This is a genomic window from Lysobacter sp. MMG2, assembly GCF_016735495.2.
In the GTDB taxonomy this organism is placed as follows: Bacteria; Pseudomonadota; Gammaproteobacteria; order Xanthomonadales; family Xanthomonadaceae; genus Lysobacter_J.
The window spans coordinates 1,610,568-1,631,688 of record NZ_JAERQY020000001.1; the positions used below are offsets into that span (position 1 = coordinate 1,610,568).

The 21,121-nt window shown below is 69.2% G+C and carries 18 protein-coding genes; 10 read left to right on the forward strand and 8 right to left on the reverse strand.

Annotated features, from left to right (window positions below; genetic code table 11):
• Positions 1-51 precede the first annotated feature (51 nt).
• The 3 genes from JI752_RS07385 to JI752_RS07395 form a co-directional block, all read right to left on the reverse strand.
• Complete coding sequence (locus tag JI752_RS07385; protein ID WP_216961354.1) at positions 52-2,172, reverse strand: prolyl oligopeptidase family serine peptidase; 2,121 nt, start codon at positions 2,170-2,172, stop codon at positions 52-54.
• A gap of 152 nt (positions 2,173-2,324) precedes the next feature.
• The gene (locus tag JI752_RS07390; RefSeq protein ID WP_216961357.1) at positions 2,325-2,627 is read right to left on the reverse strand and encodes a hypothetical protein; all 303 of its coding nucleotides are present in this window, start codon (positions 2,625-2,627) and stop codon (positions 2,325-2,327) included.
• 314 nt (positions 2,628-2,941) lie between these two features.
• The gene (locus JI752_RS07395) at positions 2,942-3,910 is read right to left on the reverse strand and encodes a YafY family protein (RefSeq protein WP_216961360.1); all 969 of its coding nucleotides are present in this window, start codon (positions 3,908-3,910) and stop codon (positions 2,942-2,944) included.
• A 123-nt stretch (positions 3,911-4,033) separates the two neighbouring features.
• Here JI752_RS07395 and JI752_RS07400 point away from each other — a divergent pair, with 123 nt between their 5' ends.
• The 6 genes from JI752_RS07400 to JI752_RS07425 all read left to right on the forward strand — a co-directional run bounded on the left by JI752_RS07400 (position 4,034) and on the right by JI752_RS07425 (position 10,381).
• The gene (locus tag JI752_RS07400; protein WP_216961362.1) at positions 4,034-4,645 is read left to right on the forward strand and encodes a hypothetical protein; all 612 of its coding nucleotides are present in this window, start codon (positions 4,034-4,036) and stop codon (positions 4,643-4,645) included.
• A gap of 23 nt (positions 4,646-4,668) precedes the next feature.
• Entirely contained in the window at positions 4,669-7,650 is a 2,982-nt protein-coding gene (locus JI752_RS07405; RefSeq protein WP_216961365.1) for a molybdopterin oxidoreductase family protein, read from the forward strand.
• On the forward strand, positions 7,647-7,859 hold the full coding sequence (locus tag JI752_RS07410) for a hypothetical protein (RefSeq protein ID WP_216961368.1): 213 nt from the start codon (positions 7,647-7,649) through the stop codon (positions 7,857-7,859). The genes JI752_RS07405 and JI752_RS07410 overlap by 4 nt, the downstream gene beginning before the upstream one ends.
• A gap of 10 nt (positions 7,860-7,869) precedes the next feature.
• Positions 7,870-8,637 carry a 4Fe-4S dicluster domain-containing protein gene (locus JI752_RS07415; RefSeq protein WP_216961372.1) on the forward strand — a complete coding sequence of 256 codons (768 nt, stop codon included), beginning with the start codon at positions 7,870-7,872 and terminating at the stop codon, positions 8,635-8,637.
• A 10-nt stretch (positions 8,638-8,647) separates the two neighbouring features.
• A complete protein-coding gene (locus tag JI752_RS07420; protein WP_216961375.1) occupies positions 8,648-9,625 on the forward strand; it encodes a DmsC/YnfH family molybdoenzyme membrane anchor subunit in 978 nt (325 codons plus the stop codon).
• Between the two features lie 96 nt (positions 9,626-9,721).
• Entirely contained in the window at positions 9,722-10,381 is a 660-nt protein-coding gene (locus JI752_RS07425; protein WP_216961378.1) for a DUF481 domain-containing protein, read from the forward strand.
• 417 nt (positions 10,382-10,798) lie between these two features.
• On the opposite strand, the gene hemC is transcribed toward JI752_RS07425, so the two are convergent.
• The 4 genes from hemC to JI752_RS07445 all read right to left on the reverse strand — a co-directional run bounded on the left by hemC (position 10,799) and on the right by JI752_RS07445 (position 14,200).
• Positions 10,799-11,713: a hydroxymethylbilane synthase gene (gene hemC, locus JI752_RS07430; protein ID WP_216961381.1), complete on the reverse strand. Its 915-nt coding sequence runs from the start codon at positions 11,711-11,713 to the stop codon at positions 10,799-10,801.
• Positions 11,714-11,749: 36 nt separating this feature from the next.
• The gene (locus JI752_RS07435) at positions 11,750-12,502 is read right to left on the reverse strand and encodes a LytTR family DNA-binding domain-containing protein (RefSeq protein ID WP_216961384.1); all 753 of its coding nucleotides are present in this window, start codon (positions 12,500-12,502) and stop codon (positions 11,750-11,752) included.
• Between the two features lie 74 nt (positions 12,503-12,576).
• Entirely contained in the window at positions 12,577-13,275 is a 699-nt protein-coding gene (locus JI752_RS07440; RefSeq protein WP_216961387.1) for an alpha/beta hydrolase, read from the reverse strand.
• 40 nt (positions 13,276-13,315) lie between these two features.
• Entirely contained in the window at positions 13,316-14,200 is an 885-nt protein-coding gene (locus tag JI752_RS07445) for an energy transducer TonB (RefSeq protein ID WP_216961390.1), read from the reverse strand.
• 338 nt (positions 14,201-14,538) lie between these two features.
• Here JI752_RS07445 and JI752_RS07450 point away from each other — a divergent pair, with 338 nt between their 5' ends.
• The 4 genes from JI752_RS07450 to JI752_RS07465 are packed head-to-tail and all read left to right on the forward strand — an operon-like array spanning position 14,539 to position 20,667.
• Entirely contained in the window at positions 14,539-14,916 is a 378-nt protein-coding gene (locus JI752_RS07450; RefSeq protein ID WP_216961393.1) for a hypothetical protein, read from the forward strand.
• 54 nt (positions 14,917-14,970) lie between these two features.
• A complete protein-coding gene (locus tag JI752_RS07455; protein WP_216961396.1) occupies positions 14,971-16,248 on the forward strand; it encodes a TolC family protein in 1,278 nt (425 codons plus the stop codon).
• Positions 16,245-17,492 (forward strand): efflux RND transporter periplasmic adaptor subunit, encoded by a 1,248-nt coding sequence (locus tag JI752_RS07460; protein ID WP_216961398.1) that lies wholly within the window; start codon positions 16,245-16,247, stop codon positions 17,490-17,492. The genes JI752_RS07455 and JI752_RS07460 overlap by 4 nt, the downstream gene beginning before the upstream one ends.
• Positions 17,493-17,502: 10 nt before the next feature.
• On the forward strand, positions 17,503-20,667 hold the full coding sequence (locus JI752_RS07465) for a CusA/CzcA family heavy metal efflux RND transporter (protein WP_216961401.1): 3,165 nt from the start codon (positions 17,503-17,505) through the stop codon (positions 20,665-20,667).
• 138 nt (positions 20,668-20,805) lie between these two features.
• Here the strand turns inward: JI752_RS07465 and JI752_RS07470 are convergent, their stop codons facing one another.
• Positions 20,806-21,093 carry a hypothetical protein gene (locus JI752_RS07470; protein ID WP_216961404.1) on the reverse strand — a complete coding sequence of 96 codons (288 nt, stop codon included), beginning with the start codon at positions 21,091-21,093 and terminating at the stop codon, positions 20,806-20,808.
• Positions 21,094-21,121 lie beyond the last annotated feature (28 nt).

A 21,121-nucleotide genomic window follows, 5' to 3' on the forward strand; every position in this document is an offset into this window, starting at 1 on the left:
CCCCCTCCCCAACCCTCCCCTGCACGCAGGGGAGGGAGAAACAGCAGCGGCTTACTTGCCGCTCAATTCATTCCACAGGAACGTAAACGCCAACGCACTCATATGCGCCGCCTGGGCGTTTTTGGCCGAACCGCCGTGGCCGCCCTCGATGTTCTCGTAGTAGCGCACGTCCTTGCCGGCGTCGAGCATCTTCGCCGCCATCTTGCGTGCATGGCCCGGGTGCACGCGGTCGTCGCGCGTGGAGGTCATGAACAGCGCCGGCGGATAGGTGCGCTTCGCGTCGAACAGGTGGTACGGCGAGAAGGTGCGGATGTAATCCCAGTCGGCCGTGTCCGGATCGCCGTACTCGGCCATCCACGAGGCGCCGGCCAGCAGGTGGCTGTAGCGCTTCATGTCCAGCAGCGGCACCTGCACGACCACCGCGCCGAACAGCTCCGGGTACTGCGTGAGCATGTTGCCGGTGAGCAGGCCGCCGTTGCTGCCGCCCTGGATGCCCAGGTGCGGGGTCGAGGTCACCTTGCGCGCGATCAGGTCCTGCGCGACCGCGGCGAAGTCCTCGTAGGCCTTGTGGCGATTGGCCTTCAGCGCGGCCTGGTGCCAGCGCGGGCCGTACTCGCCGCCGCCGCGGATGTTCGCGACCGCGTACACGCCGCCTTTCTCGAGCCAGCCCTTGCCGACGCCGCCGGAATACGCGGGCGTCAGCGAGATCTCGAAGCCGCCGTAGCCGTACAGCAGCGTCGGCGCCTTGCCGTCGAAGGCCAGGTTCTTCGGGCGCACCAGGAAGTACGGCACGCGCGTGCCGTCCTTGGACGTGGCGAAGTGCTGTTCGATCGCATCCCGGGACGCATCGAAGAACACCGGCATCGTCTTCAGGACTTCCGGCTTCGACCCCAGCTGCGCCAGCGACAGCGTCGTCGGCGTGAGGTAGTCGGTGGCGGTGAGCCAGACCGCGTCGCTTTCGTCCGGATCCACCGCCGACACCGCCAGCGTGCCGAAGGTCGGCGCGCCGGTGAATTCCTTGCGCGTCCATTCGCCCGCGCCCGGCGTCAGCACGCTCAGGCGGTTCTTCACGTCGTCCAGCACGTTCAGCACCAGGCGCGACTTCGTCCAGGTGTAGCTGGACAGCGAGGTCTGCTCGGTCGGCGTGAACAGCGCGGTGAACTCGCGCTTGCCGGCCATGAAGTCGTCGAACTTCGTGGCGACGAGGCTGCCGGCCGGCCAGGTCTTGCCGCCGGCTTCATAGGGCTCGCGCAGCTCCAGCAACAGCCACTCGCGGTGCGCGGACTTGTTGGCGGAGTTGGGCGCGTCAATCTTCGCCAGCGAGCCATCTGCCTTCCGCAGATAGAGTTCGTCGTTGTAGAACGCCAGCGTGCGGCTGACGAAATCGCGCTCGAAGCCCGGCGTGTGATCGCGCAACGCCGCGATGTACATGTCGGTCGGCTTGCCTTCGTACACCACGCGCGCCTGCTCGATCGGCGTACCGCGCTTCCATTCCTTGACGATGCGCGGGTAGCCCGAGCTGGTCATCGAGTCGGCACCGAAGTCGGTGTAGACGTACACGGTGTCGCGGTCGATCCAGCCCAGCGCGCCCTTGGCCTCGGCGCGGAAGAAGCCGTCCTTCACCCAGCTCTTGGTGGACAGGTCGAACTCGCGGGTGACGTCGGCATCGGCGCCGCCGCGCGAGAGCGCGATCAGGCAGCGCGTGTAGTCCGGGCGCAGGCAATCCACGCCGTGCCAGACCCAGTTTTCGTTCTCGGACTTGTTCAGCGCGTCCAGGTCGATGACCGTTTCCCAGCGCGGCTTCTCCTTGCGGTATTCCTCCAGCGTCGTGCGCCGCCACAGGCCGCGCTCGTGCTGCTTGTCCTTCCAGAAGTTGTAGTAGTACTCGCCGATCTTCTCCACGCCCGGGATCTTGGCGTCGGAATCGAGGATGGCGCGGATGTCGGATTCCAGCTGCTTGAACTGCGGCGTGGACGCCAGTTCGGCCTCGGCCTGCGCGTTATGCGCCTTGACCCAGTCGAGCGAACGCTCGCCGGTGACATCTTCAAGCCAGGCATAGGGATCGGCGGACACGGCGGGGGACTCCTTGGCGGGTGCGGCGCCGGCCAGCGAGGCGACGGCAAAACCTGCGGAGATCGCCAGGGTCTGGCAGGCAAGCGACAACTTCGGCATCGGCGTTCAGGCGTGGTGATCGGAGCCGGAAACCTAGCACAGCGCGCGCGGCCCGCCGGGCGGACGGGGGCCGGACGGGGCGCGGGTGGTGTACGACGTCGCAGGGCTCGTTCGAACCCGTCTTCGGGCCGGCGGCCGGCCCGGCTGGGGGCTCAGGCCGCCTGCGAGTGGCGACGATGCAGCACCGACGGCCGGCGGCGACGCGCCTGGGCGCCGCTGCGGCGACGCGTGCGTACGGTGGCGGCCTCGTCGGCCTCGCGCGCGGGCAGGCGGAAGCGGTGCAGCGCCCACCACGCGGCCAGCGGCATCGCCACCAGCCACAGCGGCATCCAGCCGAAGGTGGGGCTGAAACCGCGCGCGGCCGGCAACAGCAACACGATCGCCACGCCGATGGCGACGGCATGACGCATCAGGACGTCGAGGTCGGGGTGGATCGAGGGGCGGGTCGGCTGCATGGCACGGGCTCCGTGGACGATGGGGCCAGCGTGCGGCGGGAGGATCTCATGGGTTGCGACGGTCTGCCGGGAGACCACACGCGGCACGCACCCCTGCCCTCGCACCTCCTGGCCCAAGGGCTGGTCTGACCCTGCCCACCTCACCCCACTCCGTTCGTCCTGAGCGTAGGCGCGAAGCGCCGAAGTCGAAGGATGAGCGGGCATCACGGCCCGTCCGCCCTTCGACTTCGCTTCGCTCAGGACGAACGGGGACACGTACGACCCCGACCCGATGCTCCGCGACTGCCTGCGCGTGCTGCTACTGCGCCCGCGCCTCAGCGCTCGTAATTGCTCAACGCCAACTGCAACAACGCCCGCGCCTGCTCGCGCAGCACCTGCGGCTCGACGATTTCCGCATCGCTGCCGTAATGCATCACGTCCATCAGCAGTTCGCGGCCGGCGCTGTAAGGCACCTTCAGCTCGTAACGGCCGTCGGGCAGGAAGCGCCCCTGCTGCTGCGAATGCCAGTGCTCGTCGGCCACCCAGCGCGCCGCCTTCGGCGTGAACACGATCGTCGCCCAGCCCTTCGGCGTGCCGGAGAAGATGCCATAGCTCGACGCCAGATGCTGGTCGAGCTGCTCGTCGGGGAGGTCGCGCGCCGCGTCCTCGCCGAGCTTGGCCGAGCTGATGCGATCCACGGCGAAGCTGCGTAGCGCCTCGCGGTTGTGGTCCCAGGCGTCCAGGTACCAGTTCTCGCGGTAATGCGTCAGGCGCTGCGGCGAGACGAGGCGACGCGTCTGCTCGTCGGTGGAACGCGCGCGGTATTCGAAGCTCAGCTGCTTGCGATCGAGCACCGCCGTGGCGACGGTGCGGAAGGCGGTTTCGTCCAGGCGCCGCGTGCGGTGCGGGATCACGCGCACGCGCTCCACCGGCACGCGCCGGCCGCCGGCGTGTTCGTCCAGCAGCTTCTCGATGCGGTGCTGCAACGGCGCCAGTGCGTTGGACAGCACGCCGCCGCCGCTGCGCACCAGCAGCTGTTGCGCGGCCAGCAGCGAATGCAGTTCTTCCGAACTCAGCCACAGGCCGGGCAGTTCGAAGCGTTCGCCTTCGCTGTGGTCGTAGCGGAAACCCGCCTCGCCGTTGCCCACCACCGGCGCCATCAGGTAATCGCGCAGATAGGCCAGGTCGCGGTAGACCGTCGCGCGCGAACACTCCAGATCTTCCTGCAGCCGCTGCACCGTGACCGGGTAGCGCGCGGCGCTGAGGATGCGGTGCAGGGCGTGGATGCGTTCGATGCGTTCCATGGCTCGCGGGTCGAAGAATGCGGAGAGAAAGGATCGCACCGCGCCCCGATGACTGCCAGCGCCCGGCTAACTCCGGTTTAACCGGGTGCCCACGATACTGCGGCCACGACGTCAGGGGGCGTGATGGATTTGGCGCAGGGAACGCGATGGGAAGCCGCGCTGGCGGCGGGAGTGGCGGTAACGGTGACGTTCGGGATGTTCTGGAGCCTGGCGCGGCTGATGCGGCCCGCGCCCGTGCCCGCGCCGGCGCGCGTGGCGGCGACCTCCATCGAAGTGACATGGATCGTGCGCCCATCCGCGCCGACTGACGACGTCCGTCACGAATCGCAACGCCGCGCAGCGCGCACGACCGGGCGCGCCACCGCTCCTCCCGCGCGCGACGCCCGCTCCGTGAACGAGCCGGAAACGCCGACCGCGAACGCGCCCACCGGCGGCCGCACGCTCTCGGCGGTGTACCTGTCGCAGGCGCGCGCCGAGCCTGTCGCGCCGACGTCTGCGGACCCCTTCGCCAACCGCAGCGCGCGCCTGCCCGGCGAAGGCCGCGAACGCTTCCGCATGCGCACGCAGACCAGCGTGGCCACGGTCGTCAACGGCATCGGCCGGATGTTCGGCGGTCGCGATCCGGACGAGCCCTGCCGCGAGAATCGTCGAAACATCGGCGATCTGGCCCTGGACGGCGACAGCGCCGCATTGCAGCAACAGCTGGATTACGAACGCCGACTGTGTCGCCCCTAGCCGCACGCAGGCACAATGTCGGGATGCGCGCGCCCCAGCCAGCCATCGACACCTCGCCCGTCATCGGCGACGAGGTCAAGACCACGACGTGCTACATGTGCGCCTGCCGTTGCGGCATCAAGGTCTGGCTGAAGGACGGGCAGATCCGCTACATCCAGGGCAATCCCGATCACCCGGTGAACCAGGGCGTGCTCTGCGCCAAGGGCTCGGCCGGGATCATGCAGCACTACTCGCCCGCACGGCTGGACAAGCCGCTGCTGCGCGTGGGCGAGCGCGGTTCGGGCGAGTTCCGCCAGATCGAATGGGACGAGGCGCTGCAGATCGCCACCTCGTGGCTGGAACCGATCCGCGAGCGCAATCCCGACGAACTGGCCTTCTTCACCGGCCGCGACCAGTCGCAGGCGTTGACCGGCTGGTGGGCGCAGCAGTTCGGCACGGTGAACTACGCCGCGCACGGCGGCTTCTGCTCGGTGAACATGGCCGCGGGCGGGCTGTACACCGTTGGCGGCAGCTTCTGGGAGTTCGGCGAGCCCGACTGGGACCACACGCAGTACCTGATGCTGTGGGGCGTGGCCGAAGACCACGACTCCAATCCGATCAAGCTCGGCCTGGGCAAGCTCAAGGCGCGCGGCGCGAAGATCGTCGCGGTCAATCCGGTGCGCTCGGGCTACGGCGCCATCGCCGACGAGTGGATCGGCATCCGGCCCGGCACCGACGGGCTGTTCGCCTTCGCGCTGGTGCACGAGCTGCTCAAGGCCGACCGCATCGACCTGGATTACCTGGTGCGTTACACCAACGCGCACTGGCTGGTGGTGCGCGATCCCGGCGGCGCGGAGGACGGCCTGTTCGCGCGCGACCTCGACGGGCATCCGCTGTGCGCGGTGGATTCGCACCGCTTCGCGCGCGCCGACGAGGTCGGCATCAGTCCGCGCGTGGTCGGCGAGTACACGCTGCGCGACGGTCGCACCGCGGTGCCGTCGTTCCATCTCGTCGCCGAGCGTTACCTCGACCCGCAGTACTCGCCCGATGCGGTGAGCGAACGCTGCGGCATTCCCGCCGACACCATCCGCCGCATCGCGCGCGAGCTGGCGCAGGCCGCGTTCGATCGCGCGTTCACGCTGCCGATCCGCTGGACCGATGCCTGGGGCCGCGAGCACGCGGAAATGCAGGGCCGTCCGGTGTCGATGCACGCCATGCGCGGCATCAGCGCACACAGCAACGGCTTCCACACTTGCCGCGCGTTGCACCTGCTGCAATTGCTGCTGGGCGCGGTGGATGCGCCGGGTTCGTTCCGCTATCAGCCGCCCTTCCCCAAGCCGCTGCCGCCGCCGAACCGGCCCGGCAAGGCGCGCCAGGCCAACGGCGTGCTCGACGCGGCGCCGCTGGGTTTCGTGCACGGGCCGGAGGATCTGGTCGTCGACGACGCCGGGCAGCCCCGCCGCATCGACCATGCATTCTCGTGGGCGTATCCGCTGTCGGCCCACGGGATGATGCACACCGTGATCCGCAACGCATGGGCGGGCGATCCGTACCGGATCGACACGCTGATGATGTTCATGGCGAACATGAGCTGGAATTCGTCGATGAACACCGCGCAGACCATCGCGTGGCTCACCGACAAGGACGAAGCCGGCGAGTACCGCATCCCGCGCATCATCTACGCCGATGCCTACGCATCGGAGATGGTCGCCTATGCCGACCTCGTGCTGCCCGACACCACGTACCTTGAGCGTTTCGACGCGATCAGCCTGCTCGATCGCCCGATCTCCGACGCCGATGGCGCGGCGGACGCGATCCGCCACCCCGTGCTCGACGCGGCGAAGCAGAACCCGGGGCGCGACGTGCGCGGTTTCCAGTCGGTGCTGATCGAACTGGGTGCGCGGCTCGGCCTGCCGGGTCTGGTCAACGAGGACGGCTCACCGAAGTACCGCGACTACGCCGACTACATCGTGCGCCACGAACGCGCGCCGGGCGTGGGCCTGCTCGCCGGTTGGCGCGGCGCGCACGGCGAGGTCGAGGCCAAGGGCCAGCCGAATCCGGAGCAGTTGCAACGCTACATCGACAACGGCGGGTTCTGGCGCAGCGAGATTCCCGAAGAGGCGCGCTACTTCAAGATGGCCAATCGCGGCTATCTGGACTGGGCGCAGCGCATGGGCTTCCTCGGCCATGCCGATCCGATCGTGCTGCAGCTGTATTCGGAAACGTTGCAGAAGTTCCGGCTCGCGGCGCAGGGGCATGGCGCGGTGCAGCCTCCGGAGCAGCATCGTGAGCGTGTGGCGACGTACTTCGACCCGCTGCCGATTTGGTATGAGCCCTTCGAAGGGGCGCAGATCGAACGCCGCGCCTTCGATGATCGCCGCAGCGCGGACGAAAGCCGGACCCGCACGGCGATCACTTCCCCTCTGCCGCTTGCGGGAGAGGGATGGGGTGAGGGCGAAGCGCCTTCAGCGTTGACTGCTGAGGCTTCACACCCCTTCCCCCTCAGCGCCGTCACCCAGCGCCCGATGTTCATGTATCACGCGTGGGGTTCGCAGAACGCGTGGCTGCGGCAGATCGCCACGCGCAACTGGCTGTACCTGCATCCGGACACGGCCGCGCGCCATGGCATCGCCGACGAGGACTGGATCGAAGTGACCTCGCACCACGGCACCATCACCGTGCAGGCGAAGTTCGCCGCCAACGTGCAGCCCGACACGGTGTGGACGTGGAACGCCATCGGCAAGCGACGCGGCGCGTGGCGCCTGCGCAAGGACGCACCGGAAGGCCGCGAGGGCTTTCTGCTCAACCACCTGATTTCCGACATCACGCCCCGCGGCGATTACGCCAACGCCGACCCCGTCACCGGGCAGGCGGCGTGGTTCGACCTGCGCGTGCGCATCGCCAAGGCGCCGCGCGCGCAGGCCAGCTCACCGCAGTTCGCGCCGCTCGACATGGGCCAGGCCGACGACGCACCGCTGCGCTACGGCGCGCAGTTCCGCAAACAACGGGAAGACGCTTCGCAATGAAATCCGTCCGCCTCCTCGCCGGCTGGCTGTGCATCGTGCTCGCCTTCGCCGTGATGATCCTGATCAGCTTCGGCGTGTTCGATCCGCTCGCGCCGGCCGGGACGACGACCTCGATCGTGCCCGTGCTGGTGGGCATGCTGCCGAGCGTGACCTTCGGCATCGCGCTGTTCGCGATCGGCGTGTGGCTGATCAGCACCCGCAAGCGATGAGCGATCACGCATGACCGACCTGCCGCCGCCGTCGAAGAAAAAACTTGGCCTGGTCATCGACCTGGACACCTGCGTGGGCTGCCATGCCTGCGCAGTGAGCTGCAAGGAATGGAACGCCGGCGGTTTCGCCGCGCCGCTCACCGACGAGCAGCCCTACGGCAAGGATCCGTCGGGCGTGTGGTTCAACCGCGTGCACAGCTACGAGGTCGCCGCCACCGAAGGCTGCGCGTCCAGCGCGACGCCGCAGCCGGCGATGACGCTGCACTTCCCGCGCTCGTGCCTGCACTGCGAACAGCCCGCGTGCGTGACCGTGTGCCCCACCGGCGCCAGCTACAAGCGCGCCGAGGACGGCATCGTGCTGGTCGACGAGGACAAGTGCATCGGCTGCAAGCTGTGCTCGTGGGCCTGCCCGTACGGCGCGCGCGAGTACAGCCCGGTCGAAGGCGTGATGAAGAAGTGCACGCTGTGCGTGGACCGCATCTACAACGAGAACCTCGCCGAATCAGAACGCCAGCCCGCATGCGTGCAGGCGTGCCCGACGCGCGCGCGTCACTTCGGCGACCTGGGCGATCCGGAGTCGAAGGTGTCCAAGCTGGTGGCCGAGCGCGGCGGCGTGGACCTGCTGCCGCAGCTGGGCTATCAACCGGTGAACAAGTACCTGCCGCCGCGCCCGCGCCGCACGGGCGAGGCGAGCGCCGTTGCGCCGCAGGCCGAACCCCTCGACACCGCCGCGCTGCCGCCCGTGCTGCGCTGGCTCGACCGCGTACTCAGCCGCTGAGTCCTTCCGCATGCATCCTGCGTTCTCCGTCCTGTTGTTCACCACGCTGTCCGGTGCGGGCTACGGCCTTTTCATGTGGGCTGCCGCGCTGATCCTGTTGCCTTATCTGCAGGGCCGGCCGCCGCAGCAGGGGATGATGCCTGCGCTCTGGGCGGTGCTGCTGGTCCCGGGGCTGATGCTGACCACCATCGGGCTGGTCAGTTCGATGTTCCATCTCGGAAAGCCCATGCGCGCATGGCGCGCGTTCTCGCAGTGGCGCAGCTCGTGGCTGTCTCGCGAAGGCGTGTTCGCGGTGGCGACGGCTCTGCCCGCGGTGGGCGTGCTCGGGTTCGTGGCGGCGATGATCGCGACCAATTCGTACGCGGTGCTGGGCAGCATCATGGTGCCGCTGATGGCCGCGGCGCTGCTGCTGCTGTCCGTGGCGACCGTGGTGTGCACGGCGATGATCTACGCATCACTCAAGCCGATTCCCGCCTGGCGGCAGGCACTGGTCGTTCCGGTGTATCTCGCCTTCGCGGTGTTGAGCGGCTGGCTGCTGGCGATGGCGCTGCTCACATGGGGCGCGCTGGGCGATGAAGCGCTGGGCGTGATCGTGCTGATCACGTTCGTACTCGCCTTTACCGTTGCCGTGCTGAAGCTCGTTTATTGGCATCGCATCGATCGCCAGGCGCTGGGAGCGACACGCGGCGATGCGGTGGGCCTGCCCGGTCGTGAGATCGGCGTGTTCGAACGCCCAAGCACGCAGGACAACTACATCAACCGAGAAATGGGCTTCGTGCTGGCACGCAAGCATGCGCGTGCGCTGCGCGCGATCGCGCTGGTGCTATTCGCCGTCGTGCCTGCCGTGGCCTCGTGGCTTGCGTGGGCCCACCCGGACTGGGCCGGCCCGGTGTTCACGCTGGGAGCGTTGTTGACGCTGACCGGCGTGCTGGTCGAACGCTGGCTGTTCTTTGCCCAGGCCCGGCATCTCGTCACGCTTTATTACTGACGTCGCTGAACAAACACCGGGTTTTTGTGCAGGCGCGATTGCCTGTAACCGTTTCCATCGGCAACATGGGGCATCCCTGCTGCCCCATTCACGACGATGCTCGGTGCACTCGGGCTCGCCCTGCTCGGCGGTCCCTTCGTGACATTGCCGCTGCCGGTCTCTCCCGGCGACCCGACGCTGATGGCCATCGCGGCCGATCCGGCGCAGATGCGGCTGTACTGTTTTTCCACGCGCTGCGGCGATGCGGAATGGCAGGTGGCGATGTCCGCGCCGATGCCGGTGGAGCGCAGTAATGCGGGTCGCCGCTCGCTTCGCCTGCCAGGCAGCCAGAGCTACGCGCCGTTGAGTGCGCCGGCGACGCCGCGCGAGAGCCAGACGCTGTACTCCAACGATTTCCGCATCGGCACCCGCTACAACGTGCAGGCCATGCGCGACGGCCCGACCCAGGTCGGCCTGGCGCTCGGCGCGGGCTATCGCCTGGCGCCGCTGTACGACGACGGCATCAACCAGGCCGGCCCGGTGCTGCGCGGCGAACTCAATCTGGGCCAGCAGTTCGGCGACCGCGCACGGCTCACGCAGCGCGTGCAGTTCGAGAGCGGCCGCGGCGAAGCGTTCGTGAAGCAGTCGATGAGCCTGGACGTGAACCTGTGGCCCAACTGGACGCTGGAAAGCGACTTCGCCATCCGCCACGACACGCAGAGCGGCGGCGGCAAGGAAACGGCGGAAAGCAGCATCGAGCTGCGGCGGCGGTTCTGAGGAGCGGGAATCGGGATTCGGGATTCGGGATTCGGGATTCGGGATTCGGGATTCGGGATTCGGGATTCGGGATTCGGGAAAGCGTCTCCAAAGTCGTCATCCCGGCGAAGGCCGGGATCCAGGCTGTCACGCCGTCCGCTACGTCACGTCATTCCAGCGAAAGCTGGAATCCATCTTGCTGTTGATGGCCAGCCGGGAAAGCGTGGAACGTCCCTGGAGAGTGCCGCCATGCGGCGGCGCAGAAGCCCCTGCCTACGCGGGAATGACGATGAGTAGGTTCATCGCAATGGGAGTGCCCGGATGCTGCGGGCCTGGGTCCCGGCCTTCGCCGGGATGACGATGAAGGGGCACGCCTGGCGTCGCCAGGATGACTGGCGAGCTCGCCGCTGCGGTCGCACACAGCTCCGCTCGACCGCCTCACACCGCCCCGATCAACTCCCGCGCGCCCTGCGCCAGCAGCTGCTCCGCCACTTCCAGCCCCAGCGCATCCGGTGCGTCGCCGCGACCTTCGCCCTGTGCCCGGACGAAGCGTCCATCCGCGGCCGAACCCACCAGGCCGGACAGATGCAGATGCTCACCTTCGAGCCGCGCGAATGCCGCCACCGGCACATGGCAGCTGCCGTGCAGCGCGCGGTTCATCGCACGCTCGGCTTCGGCGCAGGTGCGCGTGGCGGCATCGTCCAGGCGCGCACACAGCTCGCGCGTGGCGATGTCGTCCTCGCGGCATTCGATCGCCACCGCGCCCTGCGCCGGCGCCGGCAACCACTGCGGCGCCTGCAGGCGATCGCGGATGCGCGCGTCGAAGCCCAGTCGCTGCAGCCCCGCGCAGGCCAGCACGATCGCGTCGTACTCGCCGGCATCCAGCTTCGCCAGGCGCGTGTTGACGTTGCCGCGCAGGTCCAGCAGCTCCAGGTCCGGCCGCAGCGCGCGCAGTTGCGCCTGGCGGCGCAGCGAGGACGTGCCCACGCGCGCGCCCTGCGGCAGCGCGGCGATGTTCGCGAACGCATTGCTGACGAAGGCGTCGGCGTAATCGGCCCGCGCCAGGATCGCCGGCAGCGCGAAGCCCGGCTCCAGTTCCATCGGCACGTCCTTGAGCGAATGCACGGCGCAGTCGGCCTCGCCCCGCAGCATCGCCAGCTCCAGTTCCTTCAGGAACAGGCCCTTGCCGCCGATGGCGGCCAGCGAGCGGTCCAGCACTTCATCGCCACGCGTGCTCATCGGCACCAGCTCGACCGCCAGGCCCGGGTGGGCGGCGCGAAGGCGGTCGGCGACGTGCTCGCTCTGCCACAGGGCAAGCGGGCTCTTTCGGGTGGCGATGCGCAACGGGTTCATCCCGGCATTATCGCCGGGATTTCCGCGCCGGGCCGCCTACAAGTGCTTGAGCGTGTCCTTCAGCCCCGCCACGCAGCGGCGGCTGACTTCCAGCGGCGCCTTGCCATGGCGCAACACCGCCTGGACGTGGCCATCGGCCGCGCGGCGCAGTTCGACGATCTCGTGACGCGCCACCAGGCAATTGCGGTGGATGCGCACGAACCGCTCACCGAACTCGTCCTCCAGCGACTTGAGCGACTCCTCGATGAGGTCCTCGCCACGCGCATGGTGGACGACGACGTACTTCTCCTCGGCATGAAGGTAGTGCACATCCTCGATCGGGATCAGGCGCAGGCTGCCGCGCAGGCGCGCGCACAGGTGGCTGCGGCGCTGCCCGCCGGCGGGGCCGGCGCCGTTGTCGCCGGCCTTCTCGCGGCCGGCGGCGAAGGTGCGCACGCGCTCCAGCGCGGCGGCCAGACGCTCGGCGCGCACGGGTTTGACGAGGTAGTCGATGGCTTCGGCCTCGAAGGCCGACAGCGCATGGGCGTCGTAGGCGGTGCAGAACACCACGGCCGGACGCGGATCGAATGCCGCCAGATGGCGCGCGGCTTCCAGTCCGTCGATGCCCGGCATGGCGATGTCCAGCAGCACCAGGTCCGGGCGATGCTCGGCGCAGGCATGCAGGGCGTGCTGGCCGTCGGCAGCTTCGGCGACGACTTCGACGCCGCGCTGCTCGGCCAGCAATCCTCGCAGGCGCTCGCGCGCCAGCGGTTCGTCATCGGCGATCACTACCCTCATCGGCGCCTCCATCCCCCAGGCCGGCTGAGCCGTATTGAGAGGGATACTAGCCCCGGGCGGGGCCCGCTACCAATTATCGGGCGGGCCTAGCCGGCAAAACGGGCGGACAGCCAGTCGCCCAGGTCGCGGATCTCCTCGGCGCAGACCTGGTGGGCCATGGGGTAGCGGTGCCATTCCAGCCGGAATCCCAGCGATTCCATCGTCCCGGCGCTGCGCTCGCCGATGGCGGCGGGCACCACCGGGTCGAACTGGCCGTGGGCCATGAACAACGGCTGCGCCTTGGCCGCGGCCTGCAGCGCGGCGGCCGCCTGCTGGGGCGGCTCGGGCAGATAGGTCGAAAGCCCGGCCAGGCCGGCCAGCGGGACGCGCCGGCGCAGGCCCGCCGACAGGGTGATGGCCCCGCCCTGCGAGAAGCCCACCAGGACGATCCGCTCCGGCGGAATGCCGCGTTCGTTCTCGCGCGCGATCAGCGCCTCCACCTGCGCCACCGATTCGGCCACGCCGGCTTCGTCGGCGCGGTTGCCCGCGTTCAACGCATCGAAATCGAAATGGACGATGTCGTACCACGCGCGCATGCGCATGCCGTTGTTGATCGTCACCGCACGCACCGGCGCGTGCGGGAAGACGAAGCGCAGCGCCGGCCAGTCGCGGCGAACGAGTTCGGGAACGATCGGCGCGAAGTCGTTGCCGTCCGCGCCCAGGCCGTGCAGCCAGAGCACGGTCCACGCGGGGTTCGGCGCGGTTTCGAATTCGACGGTTTCCAGCAGCGGGGCGGTGGTGTTCATGCCGGCATTGTCGCCGCTGCCCGGCGATGCCGCCAGCCGATCAACCGTTGGGCTGAGCAGGCAACCGGAACGTCAGCGTGCGCGTCGTGTTGACGCGACGCGAGGTGGCCTCGAACTGCCAGCGCGATGCGGCCGCCAGCGCGGCCTGTTCGAACAGGCCTTCCGGTTGTGCTGACACCGTGTGCACATCGGTGACGCTGCCGTCGGGCTGGATGGTGAAGGCGACCTGCACGCTGCCTTCGATGCGGCGGTTGCGCGCGGCCAGCGGATAACGCGGCGCCGCATCGCGCAGCAGGCGCGGCAGGGCCTGCGGCGCGGGTTCGGCGCGTGCGGTCGCGACGGGCGGCGGCGGTGTTTCGGCGAGTGCGGGCGGCGGTTCGACAGTCGCCACCGGGGCCGGCGCGACCTGCGGAGCCGGCGGCGGCGAGGCGATCGTGGGCGCGATGGTGGATGCAGGCGTCGACGGCGCGATGGGCGCAGGCAGCGGCGCGGTTTGCGCGATGCGCGCACCCTCCTCGCGATCCGCACGCTCCTGCGCCACGCGCAGCCCGTCACGCAGTCGCGGCAGCGCAGGCGCATGCGGGTCCATGCGCGCGAGCAGGGCGAGCAGGCGGCGCGCTTCATCACGCTGATCCAGCGCGAGCGACTGCTCCGCGGCGATCAGCACGTAAGGCTGCAGTTCCGCCAGCGCCGCGCTGACACCGGCATCGGCCTCGCGTTCGCGCAGGGCGAGGTAGTACTCCACGGCGTTGTCGCCTGCCGGCGTGTGGATGCGCTGCTCGCGCAAGGCGGCCTGCGCACGATCGCGCAGCGGCTGCGTGTCCAGTTGCTCGAGCACCGGCGCCGGCAGCGCCACATCGTCCTGCCGCGATGCGGCTGCATCGTTGTTCGTGCGCGCCGCATCGCAACCGGCCAGCGCCAACATCAGCAAACCCGCACACGCCAGACCGGACCGCATTGCCCCTATCCCCTTGCGAAAACCCGCACAGGCTAGGGAGCGCATGTGACGGCAATGCGGCAGGGGGCCGGAAGGGCGGTGTGGATCGCGCCTGCGTTCTCCGTCTGCGATCCAGCGGCGGCACGTTGGATTCCCGCCCTCGCGGGAATGACGTGAGGGGCCGGATGGCGTGAGGACCTGGATCCCGGCCTTCGCCGGGATGACGGCTTCGGTGACGCTTTCCCGATTCCCGATTCCCGATTCCCGATTCCCGACGAAATTGTGTATCGCCACCTCCGCCGCGTACCCTTGGCCGCATGTCGCGCGTGCCCGCCCCCTTCGCCCAGGCCTTCCGGCTTCTGTTGCTGGGCCTGCTGCTGTGTGGCGTGGTGCTGAAGCCGTCGCTGGCGATCGCGGAGGAAATGCACGAACTGCTCGCACACGCGGCCGTGGCCGGCGATGGGCACGTGCACACCGATACGCAAGCAGTCGAGGTCGTTGCGCCATCGGGCAACGACGGTTCAAAACCGCACGACGACAGCCACTTCCACCTCACCCACTGCTGCGGCCAGCAAGCCGCCGTGCTGCCGCGCATGGAGCTGACGCTGCCGCGCACGCACGCCGATTCGCCGCTTCCGGCGCAGACGGTCGCCTTCGCGCCCGCACCGCACATCGCACCGTTCCGTCCTCCGATCACGGCCTGACGTCGCCGCCGGCATGTGCCGGCGTTCCGTCCGCCTTTCCATCGGAGAACCACCATGCTTTCGCGACCCGCGGCTTTGGCCGCGCTGGTCGTCGCGCTCGTTGCGGGCTCGCCCGCGCGCGCCGACGATCGACTCACCCTGGACGATGCGTTCGCGCGCGTCGCCGCCACCCACCCTGATCTTCGCCTGCCCGCGCTGCGCGAGCAGGCGCTCGCCGCCGAGCTGGAGACCGCATCGCAACGTCCTGCGCTGCGCGCCGGCATCGAGCTGGAGAACGTCCTGGGCACGGGCGACTACGCCGGGCTCGACAACGCCGAACTGACGCTCAGCCTCGCCTCGGTGCTCGAACGCGGCGGCAAGCGCGACGCCCGCCGCGCGCTCGCGCAAAGCCGCATCGACGCGCTCGCGCCCGAACGCGAAGCCGCGCGGCTTGATCTGCTCGCCGAAACCGCGCGCCGTTACCTCGACGTGGTCGCCGCGCAACGCCAACGCGACCTCGCCGATGCCGACATCGCCCAGCGACGCCGCACCGTCGTCGCCGCGCAACATCGATTCGACGCCGGTGCGTCGCCGGAGTCGGTGGTGCTGACCGCGCAGGCCGCCCTCGCCCGCGCGGAGCTCGAACGCCGCCGCGCGCAGCAGGCGCAGGAGGCAGCGCGTCAGCACCTCGCCGCGCTGTGGGGCGAGCGCGAACCGCGTTTCGATCTGGCACCGCAAGACCCACTGGCGCTTCCGATGATCGCGGACTTCGACGTCCTCGCCTCATTGCTCGAACGCACGCCGGACCTCGCGCGCTTCGCCGACCAGCGCCGCATTGGCGAGGCGCGGTTGCAACTCGCCCGTTCGCAGGCGAAGACAGACCTCGACTGGCAGTTCGGCGCTCGCGCCTTCAACGGCACGGACGACGTCGCGCTGATCGCTGGTGTGTCCATGCCGCTGGGCGGCACGCGTCGCGCGCAGCCGGAGATCCGCGCCGCGCAGACGGAGCTGGCGATGCTGGAGGTCGAACGCGAGTCGCGCGGTCTCTCGCTGTATTCGACGCTGGTGGAAGCGCACGGCCGTTACCGCGTGGCGCAGCTGGAAGTGCTGCGGCTGCGCGACGACGTCCTACCAAAACTCGCGCGCGCCGAAGCCGCCGCCGAACGCGCCTACCGCGCCGGTGCGATCAGCTACCTGGAATGGGCGCAGCTCCAGTCCGAACGCACCGCGACCGCACGCCAACAGCTCGACGCCGCGCTCGACGCGCGTCGCGCCCTCATCGAAATCCAGCGCCTGACCGGCGAAGCCCTCGTGCTGCCGGCCCGCTCCATGGAACAGGGAGTTTCCCCGTGAACATCCGACCGATCCTGTCCGTTCTCCTCACGCTGGCGCTGGCCGGCTGCGGCAATTCCGGCGAGGCCGGACACGAACACGAAGCCGGCGACGGCCACGCCGAAACGGAAATCGCACGCGGCGAACACGGCGGGCGGCTATTGCAGAGCGACGGCTACACCGTCGAACTCGCGATCGCCGAAGACGGCACGCCGCCGAAGTACGAAGCCTGGCTGTACCGCGACGGTAAGCCGCTGCCCGCGGCGACCGGCGAGGTCGACGTCGCGCTGGTGCGCTTGGGCGGCGCGACCGAGCGCCACGCGCTGCGCGCGCAGCGCGATGGCCGCCTGATCGCCACGACCGTCGTCGGCGAGCCGCATTCGTTCGACGTCGCCGTCACCGCACGCATCGAAGGCCGCACGCTGCGCTGGGAATTCCCGAGCTACGAAGGCCGCACCGCCATCGCGGCCGACGTCGCGCGGCAATCCGGCATCCGCGTCGCCGCCGCCGGCCCCGGCGTGATCGCCGACGAGCACGAGGTGCAGGGCCTGCTCACGCCGGTGGAAGGACGTGTCGCCAACGCGATGGCGCGCTTCCCCGGGCCGATCCGCGCCTTGCGCGCGAACGTCGGCGATCGCGTGCGCGCGGGGCAACCGCTCGCCACCATCGAAAGCAACCTGAGCCTGTCGCAGTACAGCGTGACCGCGCCGATCTCCGGCGTGGTGCTCTCGCGTAACGCTGCGGTCGGCACGGTGGCCGCCGAGGGCGCACCGCTGTTCGAGATCGCGGACCTGTCGAGCCTGTGGGTGGACTTGCATGTGTTCGGCGCCGATGCCACGCACCTGCGCCCGGGCGTGCCGGTCACCGTCACGCGCATGAGCGACGGCGCGAACCTGCGCACCACGCTCGAACGCGTGCTGCCCGGCACGGCCACCGCCAGCCAGAGCACCGTCGCGCGCGCCACCATCGACAACGCCGACGGCCTGTGGCGGCCGGGTTCGGCGGTGACGGCGAAAGTCACCGTCGCCGAACAGCCCGTCGCACTGGCCGTACCGCTGAGCGCATTGCAGACCTTCCGCGACTGGGACGTGGTGTTCGTGCGCGTGGGAGACACCTACGAGGTGCGCCCGCTGGAGCTCGGCCGCCGCGACGCCACGCGCGTGGAAGTGCTGTCGGGTCTTCGTGCCGGCGACGCCGTCGTCGTGGAGCAGAGCTATCTGGTGAAGGCGGACATCGAAAAGTCCGGCGCTTCGCACGATCACTGAGGCCATCGACATGCTCGAGAAAATCATCCGATTCGCCATCGCCCACCGCTGGCTGATGATAGCGTTGACCGCGGCGCTGATCGCGCTGGGCGTGTGGAGCTTCCAGCGCCTGCCCATCGACGCCACGCCCGACATCACCAACGTGCAGGTGCAGATCAACACCGAAGCGCCCGGCTACTCGCCGCTGGAGTCCGAACAACGCGTCACCTTCCCCATCGAAACCGCGCTCGCCGGGCTGCCGAAACTCGACTACACGCGTTCGCTGTCGCGCTACGGGTTGTCGCAGGTGACGGTCGTCTTCAAGGACGGCACCGACCTGTACTTCGCGCGCCAGCAGGTGGCCGAACGGCTGCAACAAGTGAAGTCGCAGCTGCCCGAAGGACTGGATCCCGAGCTGGGCCCGATCTCCACGGGCCTGGGCGAGATCTTCATGTACACCGTCGAGGCCGACCCCGCCGCGCGCAAGCGCGACGGCACGCCGTGGACGGCGACCGACCTGCGCACGTTGCAGGACTGGGTGGTGCGGCCGCAGCTGCGCAACACGCCGGGCGTCACCGAGGTGAACACCATCGGCGGCTATGCGCGGCAGATCCACATCACGCCCGATCCAGCGCGGCTGGTCGCGCTCGGTTTCTCGCTGCGCGACGTCGTGGCCGCGCTCGCGGCGAACAACCGCAACGTCGGTGCGGGTTACATCGAACGCAACGGCCAGCAGTTTCTGGTGCGCGTGCCGGGCCAGGTCGCGGACCTGGAGGCGATCGGCAACATCGTGCTCGATCGCCGCGACGGCGTGCCCATCCACATCCACGATGTAGCGCAGGTGAGCGAAGGCCCCGAACTGCGCAGCGGCGCGGCGACGCAGAACGGGCGCGAAGTCGTGCTCGGCACGGTGTTCATGCTGGTCGGCGCGAACAGCCGCGATGTCGCGCAGGCCGCCGCGGCGAAGGTGGAAGCCGCCAACGCGAGCCTGCCCGCCGGTGTGAAGGCGCATGCGGTGTACGACCGCACGTCGCTGGTGGATCGCACCATCGCCACGGTTACACGGAACCTGGTCGAAGGCGCGCTGCTGGTGATCGCGGTGCTGTTCCTGCTGCTGGGCAACATCCGCGCGGCGCTGATCACCGCCGCCGTCATTCCGCTGTCGATGCTGTTCACGATGGCCGGCATGGTGCGCGGCGGCGTGTCGGGCAACCTGATGAGCCTGGGCGCGCTCGATTTCGGCCTGATCGTCGACGGCGCGGTGATCATCGTGGAGAACTGCCTGCGCCGCTTCGGCGAGGCGCAGCACGCGCTGGGTCGTGCACTGGACGACGAGGAACGATTCGACCTCACCGCCTCCGCCACCGCCGAGGTGATCCGCCCGAGCCTGTTCGGCATCGGCATCATCACCGCCGTGTACCTGCCGATCTTCGCCCTCACCGGCATCGAGGGAAAGATGTTCCACCCGATGGCGATCACGGTCGTGCTGGCGCTCACCGGCGCGATGCTGCTGTCGCTGACTTTCGTACCGGCGGCGATCGCGCTGTGCATGCGCGGCAAGGTGGCAGAGAAGGAAAGCCGCCTGATCACGTGGGCGCAGCGCGGTTATCGACCCGCGCTGGCGTGGTCGCTGGCGCATGGGCGCATCGTCATCGGCACTGCCGTCGCGCTGGTCGCGGGGTGCGCATTGCTGGCAACGCGACTGGGCACGGAGTTCATCCCGAGCCTCGACGAAGGCGACGTCACCGTGCATGCGATGCGCATTCCCGGCACCAGCCTGACCCAGGCGGTGACGATGCAGGCGCAGCTGGAGCGCGGCTTCGCCTCGCGCCCGGAAGTGGCGCGCGTGTTCAGCAAGATCGGCACGGCGGAGATCGCCAACGATCCGATGCCGCCGTCGGTGACCGACACCTACGTGATGCTCAAGCCGCGCGATGCGTGGCCCGATCCGCGCAAGCCCAGGGCCACGCTGCTGGCCGAGCTCGAAGCCGTCGCCAAGCGTCTTCCCGGCAACAACTACGAGTTCACCCAGCCCATCCAGATGCGCATGAACGAGCTGATTTCCGGCGTGCGCGCGGACGTCGCGGTGAAGGTGTACGGCGACGACCTCGACACGCTGGTGCGCGTGGCGGAGGAAGTGGAAGGCGTGATGCGCACGGTGCCGGGCGCGGCGGACGTGAAGACCGAACAGACCACGGGCCTGCCGTTGCTCTCGGTCACGCCGGACCGGCGCGCGCTTGCCGGTTACGGATTGAACCCGGGCGATGTGCAGGACACGGTGGCCACCGCCGTCGGCGGCGAGGTCGCCGGCCAGCTGTTCGAAGGCGACCGGCGTTTCGACATCGTCGTGCGTTTGCCGGAGTCCATGCGCAGCGATCCCGCACGCCTGGCCGATCTGCCGATCCCGCTCCGCGACGAGGCCAACGCCGACGAATCCAGTCGCAGTGCGGACTGGGCCGTCGGCACGCCGCGTACGGTGCCGTTGCGCGAGGTGGCGAAGATCGAAACGGTGCTCGGGCCGAACCAGATCAACCGCGAGGACGGCAAACGCCGCGTGGTGGTCACCGCGAACGTGCGCGGGCGTGATCTGGGCGGCTTCGTCGACGAGTTGCAGCAACGCCTGCAACGCGACGTGACGCTGCCGTCCGGCTACTGGCTCGGCTACGGCGGCACGTTCGAGCAGCTGATCTCCGCCAGCCAGCGCCTCGCGGTGGTCGTCCCGGTCACGTTGGTGGTGATCCTCGCGCTGCTGTTCTGGGCGTTCGGCTCGGCGAAGGATGCGGCGATCGTGTTCAGCGGCGTGCCGCTGGCGCTCACAGGCGGCGTGATCGCACTGGCGCTGCGCGGGATTCCGCTTTCGATCTCAGCAGGCGTGGGCTTCATCGCGCTGTCGGGCGTGGCGGTGCTCAACGGCCTGGTACTGGTGAGCTTCATCCGCCGCCTGCGCGAGTCGAACGCGCCGCTGGGCGAAGCGATCTTCGATGGCGCACTCGGCCGCCTGCGTCCGGTGCTGATGACCGCGCTGGTGGCGTCGCTGGGCTTCGTGCCGATGGCGTTCAACGTCGGCGCCGGCTCCGAGGTGCAGCGCCCGCTGGCGACGGTGGTGATCGGCGGCATCGTCTCCTCCACGCTGCTCACCCTGCTGGTGCTGCCCGCGCTGTATGCGTGGGCGCATCGGCGCGGGGCGGTGCGCTGACGCACCCTTGGCATCGCCCGGGCGTGGCGGGTTGCGCCCGGGCAATGGCTTGATCTCGCCAGCGACGACGGCCTGCGTCAGTGCGGATCAGCTAGTCGGCTCACTTCTGCGATCGTTCTAGCGAGGCACCGATAAACTTCACATGGTTCCGCGCGTTTCCGACGGGTATTGAGCATCGAACAATCGCACCATCGCGATCCGTTTGTTGCCGCAGTCGAAGGCGAAGTCCACCTTGAGTTTCGCCTTTGCAGGAACGGTGAACTCGTTGATGGCGGAAACTGTCTTGCAGGCATATCCGTCATCGTCGAGTGCGGTCACATGGCCTCCCATCGCCAGACCCGTCACCCGCACCGGAGCATCGGCGGCGTTGGAGAAGCCCAGCGTCACCGCCGACGAAGCGCCCGGCACGGAGTCTAAATGCAGCACTTCGCCATGGAGCGCGGATTGGAGTTCC